12 protein-coding genes and 1 pseudogene are annotated in these 18,543 nt (G+C 37.4%); 3 read left to right on the top strand and 10 right to left on the bottom strand.

Annotation, left to right across the window (positions count from 1 at the left end):
• Positions 1–776: 776 nt before the first annotated feature.
• From BW942_RS20480 to BW942_RS20430, 10 genes and pseudogenes are all read right to left on the bottom strand, one after another.
• Positions 777–1,391, bottom strand: a complete 615-nt coding sequence (locus tag BW942_RS20480) for a hypothetical protein (RefSeq protein ID WP_000529883.1) — start codon at positions 1,389–1,391, stop codon at positions 777–779.
• Positions 1,392–2,831: 1,440 nt separating this feature from the next.
• Positions 2,832–5,657: pseudogene (locus BW942_RS21330) on the bottom strand (TonB-dependent receptor plug domain-containing protein).
• Between the two features lie 758 nt (positions 5,658–6,415).
• Complete coding sequence (locus BW942_RS20465) at positions 6,416–6,883, bottom strand: DUF4952 domain-containing protein (protein WP_000958563.1); 468 nt, start codon at positions 6,881–6,883, stop codon at positions 6,416–6,418.
• Positions 6,884–7,043: 160 nt separating this feature from the next.
• Positions 7,044–7,523, bottom strand: a complete 480-nt coding sequence (gene lsa16 / locus BW942_RS20460; protein ID WP_000827840.1) for an E-cadherin-binding lipoprotein adhesin Lsa16 — start codon at positions 7,521–7,523, stop codon at positions 7,044–7,046.
• A gap of 11 nt (positions 7,524–7,534) precedes the next feature.
• Positions 7,535–8,758, bottom strand: coding sequence for a membrane protein (locus BW942_RS20455; RefSeq protein ID WP_000453372.1), 1,224 nt, complete (start codon positions 8,756–8,758; stop codon positions 7,535–7,537).
• 5 nt (positions 8,759–8,763) lie between these two features.
• Entirely contained in the window at positions 8,764–9,345 is a 582-nt protein-coding gene (locus BW942_RS20450; protein WP_000878646.1) for a c-type cytochrome, read from the bottom strand.
• 14 nt (positions 9,346–9,359) lie between these two features.
• Positions 9,360–9,911 carry a DUF3341 domain-containing protein gene (locus BW942_RS20445; protein WP_000277765.1) on the bottom strand — a complete coding sequence of 184 codons (552 nt, stop codon included), beginning with the start codon at positions 9,909–9,911 and terminating at the stop codon, positions 9,360–9,362.
• The gene (gene nrfD / locus BW942_RS20440) at positions 9,911–11,278 is read right to left on the bottom strand and encodes an NrfD/PsrC family molybdoenzyme membrane anchor subunit (RefSeq protein ID WP_000063680.1); all 1,368 of its coding nucleotides are present in this window, start codon (positions 11,276–11,278) and stop codon (positions 9,911–9,913) included. Before nrfD ends, BW942_RS20445 begins: the two co-directional genes overlap by 1 nt.
• A gap of 25 nt (positions 11,279–11,303) precedes the next feature.
• On the bottom strand, positions 11,304–14,411 hold the full coding sequence (locus BW942_RS20435) for a TAT-variant-translocated molybdopterin oxidoreductase (protein ID WP_000372296.1): 3,108 nt from the start codon (positions 14,409–14,411) through the stop codon (positions 11,304–11,306).
• A 19-nt stretch (positions 14,412–14,430) separates the two neighbouring features.
• Positions 14,431–14,937 carry a cytochrome c3 family protein gene (locus tag BW942_RS20430; RefSeq protein WP_001064927.1) on the bottom strand — a complete coding sequence of 169 codons (507 nt, stop codon included), beginning with the start codon at positions 14,935–14,937 and terminating at the stop codon, positions 14,431–14,433.
• A gap of 498 nt (positions 14,938–15,435) precedes the next feature.
• Here BW942_RS20430 and BW942_RS20425 point away from each other — a divergent pair, with 498 nt between their 5' ends.
• The 3 genes from BW942_RS20425 to BW942_RS20415 all read left to right on the top strand — a co-directional run.
• Positions 15,436–16,044 carry an endonuclease/exonuclease/phosphatase family protein gene (locus BW942_RS20425; protein WP_000990792.1) on the top strand — a complete coding sequence of 203 codons (609 nt, stop codon included), beginning with the start codon at positions 15,436–15,438 and terminating at the stop codon, positions 16,042–16,044.
• Between the two features lie 532 nt (positions 16,045–16,576).
• On the top strand, positions 16,577–16,801 hold the full coding sequence (locus tag BW942_RS20420; protein WP_000432926.1) for a hypothetical protein: 225 nt from the start codon (positions 16,577–16,579) through the stop codon (positions 16,799–16,801).
• A 1,328-nt stretch (positions 16,802–18,129) separates the two neighbouring features.
• Positions 18,130–18,543: DUF1561 family protein (locus tag BW942_RS20415; RefSeq protein WP_139325939.1), on the top strand; the 414-nt coding region annotated here is incomplete at its 3' end.

Here is an 18,543-nt window from a genome sequence, read left to right as displayed (position 1 = left end):
TGACTTCTTGACTTTCCATTTCTTTTCTCCTAAAATGAAAGAGGCGGAAGGACTTAACAAAGTCGGGTGATAATACCAGCACTCCCATCGAGCGATTCGTAAAGAGCGAGATGTTGAGTTTCCTACGCGGTCGACTTTGTTGAGTCGCCACACTTTGGTTTGCGGTGGCCGATTTAGATTCATCTATGGATCGGGGTCTTACAAAGCCCTAACGCTACGACCCATAGGAAGTAGCGTTATTGAGTTACGAGAGCGATCAATCTGCCACCGGCCTTCTTGACTCCGTCGATTCAAGAGTATCACACTTCGACTTGTCTTACGTCCAAGAATCATACTAATCTACGGATCGCGTTCTATATTGAAACTAAAGACGATTGTTATAGAATGTTTCCTATATACAATTTATTGACCAGAGTTGAAAACCCGGTCCGGCTTACTGTAGTTAAACCGAATTCGCCCAGATTTTCTTACTTCGAACTCACGTTAACTAACGTGAGTTCAAGCGCAAAAAAATGAGAAAAAATTTTCTAAAAGTATGAGTTCCTACAATTTTAGAATTAGATTCGTGGGAGTTCCCACATTTTAAGAATAAATCTGCAAAGTTCAGATTCCAAATTTTTTAGAAAAATGAATCATGCACTTCTTACTCCAAACAAACGTTAAATAGAATAGAAATCCTTTTTAAAAGCCTAAAATTTCTGACAAATTGCAAAATGTACGATAAGAAGTTTGTGGGAGTTCCTGCAAACTTTAAAATTTAGCTATAAAATCGGGACTCATACTGCGATTTCGTTGAAGAAAGTAAGCAGATTGGGTTCCTCTTGTGCTTCCAGATAATCCAAAGACTGTTCTATCGCCGAATCTAAATAATAAACATAGTTTTTATAATTTTTAAGAAACAATTTTGTCTCTTCCACCTTTTCCGTCGGAAGTTTTCCTTGAACAATCAGTTGCAAAATTGCTAAAATTCCAAACGCGGATTTAAGTGAATCCTGATGAGCTGCAATTTTTAAAATCTCATCTAAATCTACTTCCGAAAACGAAGGCAACAAATCACTAATTAATTCCAATGCTCCGATCGGAATTTGACGATCCAGAGATTTGACATAATTGATGATTACACGATAGGCACGACTGTCCCCCACCCTGGAAAGAATTTGAACAACGCCGGAAAGCAATCGTTTGTGATACCCCCATGAAAGCCTACCCGAATCCACGTCACGCATCACTTGATATAAAAAGCTCCAAACGAATTTATCGTTTTCGATCGCCTTATCTGCAAGTTCAGAAAGCCATTCATCAAAAGAAGGGTTTTCCATTTCTTTCGAGAGAAATTCCATCAATTCGACTGGATTTCTAGTCTCAGGTAGGTGACTTTTCTTTTGACCCATAGGTTAACGATTATCCTCTAAGGTAGAATCATTTTCCATTCTTTTTCTTTTAGATAACCAAGAACGTAGTTTTTTTAGAGAATTTTTAGTTTATTTTAAAAACTTTCTATTGAAACTATTTTGATCTTTTTTCAATCAATCTGTTCTGCGATTGGAAACAATGTGGGAGTTCCCACAATTTCAAGGTCTAACCCTAAAATCAAAACGGCAGAAGCCACTACAATTTTTTAACAACAAGCTTCAATTGGAAACAACATGGGAGTTCCCGCAATTTCAAGATCTAACCCTAAAATCAAAACGGTAGAAGCCACTACAATTTTTTAACAACAAGCTTCAATTGGAAACAACGTGGGAGTTCCCACAATTTCAAGGTCTAACCTTAAAATCAAAACGGTAGAAGCCACTACAATTTTTTAACAACAAGCTTCAATTAGAAACAACGTGGGAGTTCCTAATTAATTTGATATAAAAAATATTCAGATTTATTTGATTATTATTATAATAACACCCCAACTTTAAAAATGAGTTCTGTTCACTTTTTAAAATGTAGGAACGATTACTTTATTTTCATTGAAAAGTCTTTTATGTTCTCCACGAAACCCTAATACTAAAACAGCTTAAAAGATTGGAAATTTTCCATCTTCTACTCATCCTATAAAATTGGGTACCTAAATGTTTATCACAAAGTGTTGTTTCACGTAAGTTCAATAGAAAGAAGTAATTGAAGCGTAGGAACTTACAGAAACGCTCTTTCAAACTCAGTGTCTCGCCAACTACCTCTTGAACTCAATAAAAACGCTTCTCCTAGCGAAGTATTCAGGGATTTTCTGAGTCACTCTAAAAACTTAGCAAAACGTTTCCTATCACAACCTTACCCATAAGTTAATAGGATTTTAGAATGAGAAGGCTCAAAAAGGCACAAGTGTTCCGACAAGAATGAGTCTTTTTACTTGCAAAAAGTATGTTTTTCTGATAGAGAAAAATTTTCCGAACCTTACCACCCCATCCAAAAATAGGGAAAACTCAGCACAACGCTCTTTATGAATCGCGTTGTGGGATGGGAACTAAGTTTTACAGAGGATTTGTCGTAATTCCGACAGATTTATATTGAGATCAAATACTTGTGGGGTTGGTTATGGTTTCCTATGGGGCGCGTTCTAAATTGTAACTAAAGCATTACGTTTTTTGTATGCAATTTATTGACTCGAACTGAAATCACTGCGCCCGCCAACATTGCATTCGCCCCAATTTTTTTACACTGAATTCACAAGATTGAAGTGTAAACTATTTGGATTGGGTATTTTATTATGGTTCTGAGTAAACTGGGTTTGATATAAAATTTTCATTTTATGAAACCTGATTTTTACGCAAAAAATAAAATGGGGAGACTTATACAAATCTAAATATTACAGTGAAACTTTAAAAATCTGAAACTTAAATTTAAAATCTAAATTCAATTCCAAAATTAAGATAGGGAATTTTATTCTTTTCAGTTCTTAAAGATTGCAAACCGTTTAGATAAATATATTGAGTTTCCGGATTGGCCCCAGGCACAAAGGGAAAAATTGGAACAAACGTATCCGCGCTGACCGCAATCCTACTTCCAGTAATATTCACAAGTTCCAAGTAAGCAGTCATTCTTCCCCAACTAGTAGGAATAAAACGATCAAATCTTAAATCAAACTGATGATAGTGAGGAAGCCTAGCGGAACGAAGCATGTCCGAATACACCGGTTGATAGATGGAAAAAAGGGAGGAACTAGAGTTCGAACTTGAAGAAGGCGGAGGTGGGGCGGCCGAAGGAAGTAGCTGAGAATTAAACTGTTCAGAAGTGATACTTTTAGATCCTACCACTGGAGTATATGCATAATTTGTTAAATAGGTACCCCTCAAACCAATTTGTGCCTTCTCTCCAAATTTCCAACCGATCACCATGTTGAACATATGAGTTCTATCAAAGTCGTATAACTCTTCTTTAGAATTTTTGAATAGAACATCATAACTGCCGTCTCTATAAAAGTTCGCGTAGTAATAATCCGTATTTTCTTGATGAATCAAATCTTTTGCCGAACTTTCTGCAAGCCAGGAAGAATATTCCTGTTTGGTAAGTTCAGGCAAGTTTCGATTTCTTTTTGTAATCGATTTTGTATAAGAAATCCATCCATACAAACCAGACTCAGCCGAAGCTTCCTTTTTAATAAAAACTTCCACCCCGCGAGAATAACCAGTCATAGAATTAGAATAATTTAAATTAGAACGTCTAACTAAAGAAAGATCGGCGTTAGGATCTAAACTTTCCCGCATCAGATCCCTGTTTCTTGAAAAAGGATCCATTGCATAAGGGTCCGCAATGGAAAGATTAGAAAACGTATTCTGGTATCCTTCTATTTTAATATTCCAAAAATTACCTATTTTCTGATCCCATCCAATTTCGGCGTGCTCGGATTCTTCCATTTTTAGATTCGGATTTCCAGTTCTGGCGGAATATCTACTCACATCCGAGGGAGCCTGAAAGTGTTTACCATATCCCGCAAAAATTCTAGATTGTGTATAAGCAATTTCCTTACTGATTCCAATTCGAGGAGCCGTTTTTCATTCTCTTGATTTATCGTAGTATTCCCTTCTTACACCTAGATTTAAATTGAAATCGTAAAACTTAAATCTATTTTCAAAAAAAGTACCAATCTGTCTAGTTCTAACGGAATCCCCTTCTAAAACTGATTTTACATCCGAAGAATTGAGTAACTGTTGATGGATAAAATTATACGTAGGATCCAGATCTATCTGAGAAACCTTCCCTTTGTAACCAGTGTCTACTTCTCTATACTGACCACCGAAAACAATCTTCCAATTTCGTTTTAATAATTCAACTTCGGAGACGTTCTCTATCTGTCTTAAATCGTTAAAATATTCGTTTTGAATCGTCTGAACCCTTTTATACAAAGAAGGTGGATAACCTATTTTAGTGATGTCGAGAACCAACATATCTAAACCATTTTCAGTGACTTCGTTAAAATAGTTTCTGGAAACGTTGAATGTATTTGTAATGGAACTTTTAGGTTTCCAGATATGCTGAATTCCGTCGGTTCTAAAAATACGATCTAATCTGGCAGCATCTGCGTCAGAAGGAGGATTGGCAAACGATTGAGCCGTTTCCTTAGGATTGTACTGACTGAGTTCTTTAAACGGATAACGTTTATCCTTTGCACCAAAAGTCTGAAACGATAAGGAATGATTTTCGCTAATATCCCAACCGATTCTCGCTTGATAATCATTATAATCCGCCAAAAAGGTTTCCGCAGGAATCAAATTAGGAACCCTTCCAAAAACGATGTTTGGATAATACTTTTTACCAGATACGGAAACATTTAAATCTTTTGTAATATTACGATATGTGTATACATCGGTTAAAAAAGCATTCAAATGAGCTACTGATAAATTTGAATCCCTTTTTTGAAATCCTTCTATATTGATGATTCCTCCAGTAGCAAACCCATATCTCGCAGAATAAGAACCGGAATACAACTCCAAGGAGCGAATCGCGTTGTTGTTAATTACAGAAGTGAGTCCATCTGCGTGAAACGGATAACTCATAGGTAAACCATTAAAATAAAACTGATTTGCACGAGCCCCAGCTCCACGCATCACTAAAAAACCTTTTTCGCCGTTTGGTTTATCTGGCTTATCTGGATTTGTAGCCTGAGCAAAAGTTTGAATTGCAGATTGAAAACTAGCTCCTGTATACATCTGATACATAGGAGAAATTCCCGGCATGGATTGAACCGCCTTGAGTGCATCTCCAAAACCTCCAGGCATACGAATTGCATCTTCCTGACTCAAAACGTAATTGGGAGGAGCTTCCGGTCTTTTCCCTACGACGTTAATCCCGTTGGTTACCTTTTTTGTTTTTTGTACGAACTCAAGATTTTTCTCATCGGAATCGACGGTTACAAATTTGTGTTCCATCTCCCCACTTTTAAAGGTAAGAATCACGTCGTAGACGCCTTGTTCTTTTAAGTCAATAGTGAGTTCCGACGACTGATCCGACAAAGAAAACACTTTAGAATAACCATTTCCTCGAACCCAAATTTGCGTCGGAGGATCGGATTTCGAGTTGGCGAATATTTTCAGACGAAGAGAAGCCTTTGCCCAAAGAGTTCCCGCAGATGTAAGAGACAGAAGAACGGGGAAAACTAAGAAAAATTTTCGTTGGAGACTTTTTTGATTTAAAGAAGAGAAAAAAGGCTGAGCATTAAATGCAAACATAGTCGTTTGGACCGAGAATGCTACATTCGCCCTCCATCAATGTGTCGTTTTTGAAAGTCAAATTACAATATGAAAACTTTAAAATCCTTCCTGAGGAAGAGGAACTTAAACGCTTTAAACGAAACTTAAAAAAATCTAAACGTATAAAGAACAGAAAATTCAAACATGCTTTTTTCCGAATATTAGAATGATATGGAACATCATCCAAGACGGTTAATATTCGATTAACAGTAATTTAACGTGAGTCCGGCGTAAGAAATTCACGATTTTGAAAGTTGGAATCTGAACTCTATAGATCGATTCTTTAAATGTGGGAACTACCACAAAACTTAGATTTGTCTGTAAAATAATGTGGGAACTCTCACAAATCACGATTTTAAAAACAAATTCTTAAATTGTAGGGACTTCATACTTTTAGAAAATTTCTTCTCCACGAACTTACGTTAATTTAGAGTTTGTCCCAAAACCTCAAAAAATTTTACGCGATAACCCTTTAGAAATTTTTAATAAAATGCAGTAGTTCCTACAAATTAAGTCGCATTTTGTGAACTCTCAAGCAATTCTAATATCATCAAATTTTCGTAGTAGTTCCCACATTGGACGGTTTTGGGACAAGCTTCTTAACTCAAATAATCTATGACCTTCTAGGAAGGAATATGGGTTCTGAATTCACGGTCTTTCAACTCATCGATAAAAACGCCTGTCCCTAATTTCTTGATGTGTACTTTTAACGATATAAAATCCGAATCTCAAAAGAATCAGGGAGGATTCAGAGGCAACTCAACCGTAACATAAAACCAATCGATCTTGGACCAATCCTTGCGTTCACCGAATGCACCGTCTGCGCCCATATCTATTGAATAGTAAAATTCACCACCCTTGAAAGAACCGTAACGAGATCCTTCTTCATTGGGAACCGTTTCCCAAATACAACAAATATGCCGAAGAGGTTGCATTCCGAAAGCGTGAATTAAATATTTTTCCACACTGGAAGCAAACGTCCCCTTTACCTGATATCGCGCCTGAAGAACCGATATCTGAGCGTCTTTTTCTTTTTTGCATTCGATAAATTCAAGATGTTTCGGTTTCTTATGAATCCGTTCCAGAAAATCACCGCAGGAAGGTTTTACGGAATATTCTATACGCATTGACATCGTACAAAATAAAACTATAAAAAACACTATCGATTGTTTCATTTGAATCTTCAAATTCCCGACTGTCAGCATTCTTGCAATTCTTCTAAAGTGTCATAGTGAAAAACGGAACAACAAAAAGTAAAACAAATCGTTTCATTTGAACTTTAAAATATTTGAATATAAAAAAATTCATGCCCTTCTTGTAAAGCGGCATGAATTTTCCAACGTTTTTGAAATTAAAAAATTAAACTTACTTTTTTAACTCAGGCGCAAGCTCCGCCAACGGAACCTTATCCTTTGGAAGAGATGCATAATCCTTAAACTCGTATCCGTTAGGATAGTGTTCATGGTCATCCGGACTGTAAAAGTGAATATAGTCCTTACGATAACCCCAAGTAAAAACGGACTTTTCCGGATCCTGTCCTACTACTAAACAACGAGGATTCATCCATCCTTCTACTTTTTCAGTTTTTACACGTACAAAAGGTTTTGGATTTGCTTGGTGATTTCTATAATCATAAACCCTTACTATAGAACCGGGCGCTATTCTTTCTTTTACTACAGAAGTCGCATCGGCATCCGCAAAAATAGGAACCGTAGGTTCCAAAGAAGCATTGAGTAAGGAAGGATCACAATTTTTATGATTTGTAACCTGCGCCAATTTGGAACATGCTCCTAAAAGAAGAGCGATTCCAATTGATAGAACAACGAGTGTAATATTTCTTTTCATTCTTCTTCCTCTTATTGGTGATGGTGTAGAGCCTGATCTAATCTAGGATCTCCGACAGGAATCAAAGGGGCGGATTCATATCTTTTTAAAACCACAAACCCAAACAATCCGATAAATCCGATTACAGTACCAAAGGTCAAAACCAATCCGGAAAAATGAAAGTTTTCAAAGTTTGCCGGAAACACCAACCAATAAATTTCAATGATTTGCGTAAATACAATCCAAAGCGCAATTTTTACGAGAACGTTTATATCTCTTTTATTGGGTCGATTGAGAAGTAATAAAAACGGAAATACAAATTTAATAAACGGAAGAGAATAAGAAATCACTTCCCAACCACCGGTTAATCTTTGTTCGTAAAAGAAGGTTTCTTCTGGAATGTTCGCATACCAGATCAACATAAACTGGGAAAATCCAACATAAGCCCAGAAAGTGCAAAACCCAAGCATAAACTTTCCTATATCATGGATATGATTTTCATTTACCAGATTTCCAAGATAACCTTTCTTTTTTAGAAAGTAGATCATGATCACAAGAGTAGAAAGTCCAGTCTGATACGCTCCCGCGAAACAATACACTCCGAACATAGTAGAAAACCAGTGAGGAGTCAAAGACATGATCAAATCAAAAGAAGCGAGTGAAAAAGAAAGCGCAAAGAATACGATAAATCCTCCCGCCAAACGAGCGTTAAACTGTGTATGAGAAACGTCCTTGTCTTGATCCTGTTTTGTGGAACGTCTGTAAAAAAACCAACCAAACGTGGACCAAGCCGCTCCGAAAAGAATCATTCTGGCCACAAAAAACGGAACATTCAAAAGAGGTTTTTTATGCTGAAGTAAATGATCATGTGCAACTACTTCTGAATGACTCCATTCATAAAGATCATGAATTCCAACAACAGTGATCAATAATAACACCCCGACCACCGGCAAAAACAATCCGTATCCTTCTGCGATTCTACGAACTGTAACGGCCCAATGTGCTCCAGTGATATGACTGAGCGCGGTAAAAAAAACTCCCGCAAGCGAAATTCCAGTGATAAAGAAAGTTCCGATTAAAAATGCGGACCAAGCCGGATTGGAATGCCCACCTTCATGTCTAGGCGGAGTGTGAGATAAGGTAAAATACCCAATGAGTAAACTCAAAACTCCAATCCCGATCATCCCAAAAAGGGCACTTCGAGTTTTAGAGTCGAGTTTGAAGTTAATCAGATTTTGTTCGACTTTGACTTCCATGATTCTTAATTCCTAACCACGTCTTTTTTAGTTCTGTTTTCGTATTCTTGGAGTTTTCTCACGTAGAGAACGATCTTCCAACGGTCTTCGGGAGAAACCTGAGAAGCATAACTTTTCATTCTTCCCCATCCAGCTGTGACTACGTGATAAATTTGTCCGTCAGAATATCCTTGGATTTTAGGAGAAATCACGGCAGGAACCGGAAATCCGATTCTGGGTGCAGGGCCTACGATGGTTCCATTTCCTGCTCCTCTTACACCGTGGCAAGGAGAACAATACGTCTGATACTTAGCCTCTCCTCTTTGAAGATTTGCTAAATCATCTTTAAAAGGATTTCCAAGTCCTTTATTAGGTAATTGTGATACATCCAATCCTAAATATTCGTATGGATAATACCCAACCGGTACCGCTCCTTTGGGAGGAATCCTAGAAGCGGCTCCGTCGTGTGCAATCGGATCCGCTTCCTGTGCTTCTCTTGCGGGAGAATCAGCCATGTCGGGAAAATATTCCAGAGGAGGAGTTTTGGACTCGCAATTCCAAAAAAGAACAGCGACCAAAAGGAAAATTAGAGATTTGTAATATTTCATTCTTGTCCCCGCTCCTATTTTACAACCTCGACGTATTTTGCGCCGAGTCCTTTGATAAAATTCAACACTTCGTCTTCTTTATATCCTTTGGAAGAAGAAGGAATCCAAAGTGCAAATTTATCCGTAGTAATATCCGGATGTAAAACTTTACGGTTTAATTTTGGAAGTTTGGTCAAAAAAAACATCGCAGCAGCAGTTCCCACGCCTGCCATAAATACGGTGAATTCAAACGTAATAGGAATATAAGCAAACCATGCGTTTAAATTCTTTCCAGAAATATTCAAAGACCAATCGTATTTATGAGTCAAATACTGCATTGAAAATCCTACAGTACACCCAAAAAGTCCCATAAAAAAAGTTACCCAAGGAAGTCCGGAACGAGGAAGTCCCATCGCGTCGTCCAATCCGTGAACTGGATACGGAGTAAAACAATCAAAGTCCGTATAATTTTTTTCTTTTGTTTTAGCCGCAGCCGAAATGATTTCTGCCGGAGTATCAAAAAGTCCGAATACTCCAGAACTTGTCTCTTCGAACTTGTGAAATTGTTCTTTATGTGGTTTATACATCAGTGATGTCCTCCGTCTTTGTGAGGCATAACGGTTTTAACTTCTGCTACCGCGATAACAGGCATGATTCTACAGAATAATAGGAACAACGTGAAGAAAATTCCAAACGTTCCTATGAGCATCATAAAGTCATATACGGTCGGGATATACATATCCCAGCTGGAAGGAAGGAAGTCTGCGTGAGTCGTCATTACGATCACATATCTTTCAAACCACATTCCTATGTTTACTACAATGGAAATGATAAACATGACCGGAATGTTGGTTCTGAGTTTTTTCCACCAGAACACCTGTGGAGAAAACACGTTACAACTGAACATGATAAAGTAAGCCCAACCATATGGACCAAAAGCTCTGTTTACAAAAGTAAAACCTTCATACTCATTTCCGGAATACCAGGCCATAAAAAACTCAGTGGAGTAAGCAAGACCCACGATCAAACCGGTTACCATAATCACCTTGTTCATATTTTCCAAGTGTTTCATGGTGATATAATCTTTTAGATTAAAAACTTCTCTTGCGATTACCATCAGAGTCACAACCATTGCGAACCCGGAGAAAATAGCCCCTGCAACAAAGTAAGGAGGGAAAATCGTTGTATGCCACCCCGGTAGAATGGAAACAGCAAAGTCGAAGGATACGATCGTATGTACAGAAAGCACGAGCGGCGTGGAAAGTGCAGCCAGTATCATTGCTACGGTTTCCAAGTGAGACCAAGCCTTGTTGGAACCAACCCACCCAAGTGCGAGCACGTCGTAAAGTTTACGTTTGAATTCTCCTTTAGAACGATCTCTTACTGCTGCAATATCTGGAATCAAACCGATATACCAGAAAACGAGAGAAATTGTTAAGTAAGTAGAAACCGCAAACGTATCCCAAATCAGAGGAGAACGGAAATTCACCCAAAGTGGGCCTCTTTCGTTTGGATACGGAAATAACCAATAACCTACCCAAGGTCTTCCAATATGGATAATCAGGTTAGAGGCTGCGGTTAACACCGCGAAGATGGTCATCGCTTCTGCAGCACGGTTGATCCCGGTTCTCCATTCTTGGCGAAACAGATATAGAACGGCAGAAATCAGAGTTCCTGCGTGACCAATACCGATCCAGAATACGAAATTTACGATGAAAAATCCCCAGGCCACCGGGTTGTTGATCCCTAGGATATATAGACCTTCCCAAGTTAAGTATCCTATGATACCTAAGTCCACTACTGTTATAGTAAGAACTAAAAGAAAAGCCTTCCACCAAAGAGAGGTAGGAAACGCTTCTACTGGTCTTAGGATATCCTCGGTAACGTCTCGAACCGATTTACCACCGGTTACGAGAGGCTGGATATCCAGGGCTTCTTTGACTGCGTTGGACATTGACATAGCTTTTTACGTTACTCCATTAAATTGAGTTTCTAACTCGGGTCAGGTAAGCAACCTGAGGTCCGACGTTCAGATATTCGAGCACTCGAAACGATCTAGGATCCGAAGAAAGTTTAGAAACTTCAGCGTCTTTATCGTTCGTATTTCCGAAGCTGATTGCATCCGCTGCACAACTTTGTTGACACGCGGTTTTAACCTCTCCGTCCTTCAAGACACGACCTTCGTTTTTCGCAGCGATTTTAGCCGCAGCGATTCTATGAGAACAGAAATTACATTTTTCCATTACCCCACGACCACGAACCGCAACTTCCGGATTGAGTCCTAAATAACGAGGAGCCTTCGACTCCTTCGCTTGATTGTTCTTCCAACCAAAATCGTTGTACCAGTGTTGCATCCAGTTAAAACGTCTGACCTTGTAAGGACAGTTGTTTGAACAATAACGAGTTCCTACACAACGGTTATAAACCATGTCGTTGATTCCTTCGGAACTATGAACGGTAGCAAGAACCGGGCAAACGGTTTCACAAGGGGCATTGTCACACTGTTGGCAAAGCATAGGTTGATGAGCCACTTGTAGAGTTTCTGGCTGATCCGGATCACCTATGTAATAACGATCGATTCGGAGCCAGTGCATTTCACGTCCTACACGAACCTCATCTCTTCCAACTACGGGAACGTTATTCTCTACTTGGCAAGCAATTACACAAGAACCACAACCAGTGCAAGAAGTAAGATCAATGCTCATTCCCCATTTGTAACCTGGATAAGGATAAGTAGGATTGGCACCGACCGCATCTACAAGTTTACCATTTTTTAAAATTTTAGGAATTTCAGATGGAGCCTTACCGGAAGCAGGATCTTTACGATATTCTTCGATGGTAGTAGATTGAACAATTGGACGATCCGGATAACTAAAACCAGGAGACAACATATGATGATGTTGTGTAGTCGCCAGCTTGTATTTTTTACCCGTTTTTTCGAGAGAAGTTACAGAAATTCCGGAATAAACTCCGTTTTCGGAAAGTATGTATGCATTCTTACCGACTCCAGTTCCTACAGCACCCGCCGCAGTTCTACCATAACCTACTGCAATCGCAATTGCATCTTTATGCATTCCCGGTTGGATCTGCGCCGGAAGTTCAATCGTCTGTTTTGCGGTTTTTAGAACCAAAACATCGTTAGACGAAATTCCTTTTTCTTTTGCCAAAGCAGGTGAAAGTAAAATACAATTATCCCATGTCAGTTTGGTAACAGGATCTGGAAGTTCTTGTAGGTGCGCGTTGTTCGCAGCTTTTCCGTCTCCGATTGCAATGGTTTCAAACAAGGAAAGTTTTAAACCGGTAGAAGAAGATTCAATTTTCTTAATGGAAGAACGATTGAAATTTCTGGAAGGACCAGCAACTTTTTTACGCTCAGAAGCAGTTACGGTTGTACCTGTTCTTAAGAGGTCTTCCCAATTTCTTTTGGAACCTAATTTTTTAATCCAGGAATTTTTTACGTATTCGTAAAAACTGGCTTCTCCTCCGAGAGAACCTCCCGCAAACGCAATCAAACTATCCTCAAAAGATCGAGAATTAAAAAGTGGACGAATTGCAGGTTGTTGGATCGAGAAGATTCCCTTTGTCACTTCGGCATCTCCCCAGGATTCGAGGAAGTGTGTGGTCGTAGCAAGAACGTTAGACGAAAGAGCAGTCTCATCGGCACGATCACTCAAGCTGACAACAAGAGCCGCTTGATGAAGTAGATTTTTCCATTCTTCTCCAACTTGATAAACCAGGTTTACGTCGTTTACAAATAAAACCCCGACCTTACCCTGCTTTAATTCTGCTGCGAGAGACTTTAAGTTTCCGGAAGAATCCGCCAGACCTTCTTTCTTTGGATTAGAATGATCTACGGTTTTACCGTCGTTTTCTAATACGCTATTGAGTAAATTTACAAGAATTTGAAGATCTACAGCGTCTTTCGTAGTAGCGGCAAGGCTTCCCGCAACCACCAAAGATCTTCCTTTGTTAGACCAAAGAGCCTTTGCGGTTTTACGGATGTTTTCTTCGCTAACACCTAACTCGGAAACAAGAGCAGAAAGGGTAGCTCCGTTTAACGCGTCTTTTGTGTTCGCTCCGAGTTCTCCAAGAGCCGCCGCAATCGCAAGTGCAAGTTTGGTTTGATCCCCTGGACGAATTGCAAGACGAAGATCCGCGTTAGAACCGGTCATCGTAGGAACAGATTCGGCTGCGATAAAAAGATTTACGTCGGCAAGATTATTTTGCTTAAGAGAACCATTCGGGCGTAAATTTCTACGTTTTGAAAAATCTTTTTGATGTTCTTCTCCCGACAACCAATTGCCCATAAAATCACAATCGATAGAGAGAATTACATTCGCCAGATCGAAATGATAATTGGGAACGATTGCCTTTCCATAAGAAGCGGCCTGTCCTTTAGAAACCACTTCTTCTGCAGAAGTAAGAGAGATCTCGTAGTGTTTTCCTCCGCCTACGGTTCTAAGAAAGTCTCCTATGATGGACTGAGTAGAAGGTGAATCGAGTAGTTTTGTTACTACAACCGTTTTACCTTTGTTAGCTGCCAATGCAGATTTTACTTTTGCATCTACAGTTGCCCAATCGGATTTAACTTCGATTCCACCTTCAATAGTTGCAGGATTTTGAGCTCTATCAGGATCATAAAGATCAAAGATAGAAGCTTGTCCAGCAGCGCTTAGTGCGCCTTGAGAAACTGGGTGATCCGGATTTCCTTCTAACTTGAGAGGACGACCGTCTCTTGCTTTTATAAGTACTCCAGTTCCGGCAACAACGGATGTGTAATAATAAGAATGCCCGTGTTTTACAAAGTCGTATTGAGAATTTTCATCCGTCTTATTGAGATCCACATAGGGAACAATTTTCTCGACCGGCTTACGGATACAATTTAAGGAAGTCATAGCGACTCCCGCGCCCATCAGTTTGAGAAAGGATTTACGGTCGAATTCTCCGGATTTAATTCTCGCGATCAAAGGATCGGGAGAAGTAAAGAACTCGGATTTTTGCATCTCTTTGACTTCTTCGTCTTTGTCTTTCAGATCGTAAGACAGCCAGTGAGCCTTTTTTTCTTTTTGGAAATTTTTTTGATCCATATTTTAGTATTACTCCCGGTTATCTGTGACAGGTAGAACAATCTGTAGGTGCATTGTTCTCTCTATGACAATCCACGCAGTATCCCATATTGAGGGACGCCACTTGTTTTACTTTCACCATCTCTGCTACGTTTCCGTGACACTGAGAACAATCCACTCCTCTCGATATGTGTCGAGAATGATTAAACTGAACGTGGTCAGGCATATCGTGAACCTTAATCCATTCGATCGGCTTATTATCGTTATACGATTGAGTAAGTTTTTTGATCAGAGGTTTAGAGGTTGCTACGAGAGAATGGCAGTTCATGCAAGTGGAAGTAGATGGGACTGTGGCGTGTGCTGAGGTTTCTACTCCGGTATGACAGTATTTACAATCTATCTTATTATCTCCGGCATGTATCTTGTGATTAAAGGGTATAGGCTGATCGGGCGCATACCCAACATACTTGGAGGGAGAGAAAATCAGATACGCAACGGCCGCGACTGTGATGAGCGTTACCGAAAGTTTCAGTGCTCTGTTATTCATTCGTATGAAGTCCCTACAATTTGGTATTGGAAACAGGATTTTTGGTTATGTGAAAAATTGCAAGTAAACGAAAAAGAAAGGCTTTTTCTGTTCCATTTATTTTTGAAGTCTATTTGAGAATTAATATCAATTAGAAAAGTTTCATAAACCGCAAATTAATTTTTAAAATTTTGAAAAAAATTTCAGACTTAGAAGTTTAAAAGTGCTCTCAAGTCTGCAATGTTTTTAGAAATTGAATTTTAGAAAAAGTAAGTATCGATTCAAAGACGATTGGTTCTGTCGTATTTAAGTGTGGGAACTACCACAAAACTTAGGTTCGTCTATAATGATGTGGGAGCTACTGCAAATCACGATTTTACGAACAAATTCTAAAATTGTAGGAACTCATACTTTTAGAAAATTTTTTCAACCACCGAATTCACATCATTTAAAACTCAGTAAAAGATCACTTTGGCTTTCCCAAATTTTTTTACAGCGTATCCCAACACTTACTCTACTTTGAATGCGGAAAATTTTAAACTGAAGATCGCAAGTTATGACACACTAACACTTTATCTTACGAAAAGAGAAGAAATCAAAGACGAAAACGGATTTTCAAGTAGAAGGATCCCAAGATCCGATTTAGACTTTCAGAAAATCCGAGAACATCTACTTCAGATCGATGCGGATATTTTAGCGATCCAGAATTTAAGAAACGAAGCCGAGGCTTTGAATATTCTTTCCGAAGACTATTCCTGTTTTGTAAACAAACGGTCCACTCAAAGTCATCGAGAAATCGGAATCTGTTGGAAGAAAAATAAATTCTCAATCAGTAATATTCAAATTCATAAAGCCGATATCCCCCTTTTTTTTAAAGCTCAGTATAATCAAGAGAGATTCGTAGAACTACAAATTCCAATTGGAAAAAGTTATTATTCTTTTTGGAGTGTCTATCTGTACAAAGATAAGGAAAGACGAATCGATCAGCTTTATCTGTTAAATAATCTTCTTCGAAAGAATAAAAATTTTTTTGTTCTTGGAAATTTTAACGATCCACTTTATAGCGCACACTTTCCTGGAAAACTCTTTCAGAAGGACTTTCAATTTTTAACACAGGACTTTACGTAAAACAAAGATGTTTAAAAAATAAAATCCTCACTTCTCTAATTTTAACAGATTTAGATCTGAAACAAAAGTTAACACCGGTTTCTTTTTCTCAAAATGGAGGATCTTTATTAGAAGCAAAAGAACTTTTAGAATCTTGTCCGGTCTCCTTAGATGTCGAATTACAGGAGAATTTGCTTTAAAGAAATTGAATATATTTTAAATTACAACTCAAGAGATAAATAGTTCCTATTATATCTAAAGTTTCTAAATTTATTCAAATCAAAAGCTTTAGAAACTCATAAAATAGGTTTATCAATTCTTCCTATTTAGAATTCGATACCGCTCCTTCAGAAGAAAGAGTTTTCTCAAAAATCTTTTAGAGATGTTTCGTTTTCAATATCGAAACTTAATTCTCAACCTAGAATCTATCGATTTTAAAAGTATCAGATCGGAAATATATCTAAATCTACTTTTATATTGGGATTGTCGAAAAATTTCCTAGTTCAGATTAACAAAACTGTTTCAATCGACTGTTTCCATGAAATAGAAATCAATGGAAAATTATTTTTTCAACAATCCTAATTTTTTTCGTCTAATTTTTGATTCGACCTTACTCTTTTACTACTTTCTAGCCTTTACTGCAATCGCAATCGCGCTTAAGTATATTCAAAATACTGCACACATACATTATAATAAAATGATTCTATATATTGTATTTTTTAAAAGTTATTTTTCTTTTATTTTTTCGCTACAACAAATGGACAGATTATCTATATAGAGCTACCCAATTGGAAATTTCTACGTTTTATAAAGAATTGCTACCCAAAACTACATAGTAAAGCACCCAGTAGCCCTGTGTTTCGAATACGAATTCAGCGTAAGAAAATAGGAACAGCATCGCGCTTTCCATTCCAGTCAATAAATTGTATAGAAGAAACGTTCCACTGAGTTCTTTGCATCAATTCCTTTCGCGTTATATCAAATTCACATTAAATAACTTAACGTAAATTCGACAAAAAAATCCATGATTTATTTTTTTGAAAAAAGTTAGAATCTGAACTTTTCAGATCTATTTCTAAAATGTGAGAACTACTACAAAAATTTAATGACATTAGAACTCATCTAAATTTCGCAAATTGCCAAATGTGACAGTTTTTGTAGAAATTACTGCATTTGATTAAATATTTCTAATGAATGATCTTCTCCGAAAGAATATTTTTTTTGAGGTTTTGAAATAAACTCTTTGTAAGAAAAATCAAGCTGCAAGAAACCATCCCAGTCTTGGAGGAGCCCCTACTTACTACTCGGACGCATGAATAAAATATTTGGGTTAGATTGTTTTAAAAATTTGAATATTTTGGTCCTGCTTTAAAATGCCGTAACCCCGAATTTGCGGTATTTTTTAAGTACCGCTATCTTTTTCGTAAATTCGGCTGTTAATAACTTGGTACTATTTTCATGCGCCCAGGTAGTAAGAACTATAAAATAAATTCCTCAGTATTTTGCGCTGAAACAGTGCTTTATTTATAATCTTCAATTTTATAGGAATTAGTAAAAATTTTTGGATTTTTGCTTAGTCATCTACTTAATCGATTTATACTATATTCTAGATTTATAAAATTATGATATATCTGATAGAAAAATACGTAAAAAATTAGAATTTAGATATAATTCATATATAGACTTAAAATAAACCGATTATCATCCGCTTTTATTAAAATATTTTGATTCATGAAAAATCATGTTTTGTTGAGAAAAAAAGAAAGATAAAAGTGATAAAAAAATTTTAACAATTCGAACTAGTTTCTTTTTTTACTCAAAACCAAATCTCCAATTTGAATTTGGAATAGGACTTTGAAATAAAAATTTAACATACTCATTTTATAGAAATCGGTAAATCGATTTATCTATTTGTAGAAGAATCGACTCAGATCAGAATCACTAATAGAATTATATTTATTTAATATATTAAATTGTGTGTTAATTTAGAAAATTTTCTATAAAATCGATTTTTAATATTTCTGATAATTCTAGAACGGAGATTATTCAAGGAAAGTTAAATTTAAATTTTATAAAAGTTCTTTAAAAAAGATAGGAGTTTAAAAGATGCGCAATTGGAAGAAAGTGTCCATGATAGTTCTGTTAGTCTTGATTGGATTTGGCTTCGAGTATGGAATGAATCCTACTCCAGTAGATGCTTCATCAAAAATTGAATACTTGGTTATTCAAAAACCTACCGATCCACCAAAAGACCAACCAATCAAAGTAATTGTAAGCGGTGAAGGAAAGTTTTGTTACGGTCCTGATTTTAGCGGAGGTGAAAGTTACATTATAATTGAACAGTGTTGGCAAATGCACGTTATGAATGCAAGATACGACGTGTTTCAAAGAATTTCGTATAACATCAATAATACGTGGTTATGTATTACTGCTCCAGAGAAAGTAATTAAGGCAGAGAAAAACTGGGACTATGTTCACCTCAGACCTTGTACGATCAACGATCCTCTGCAGAGATGGACC

This window comes from Leptospira interrogans (genome assembly GCF_900156205.1).
GTDB lineage: Bacteria > Spirochaetota > Leptospiria > Leptospirales > Leptospiraceae > Leptospira > Leptospira interrogans.
This window is presented reverse-complemented; position numbering and strand designations above follow the sequence as displayed.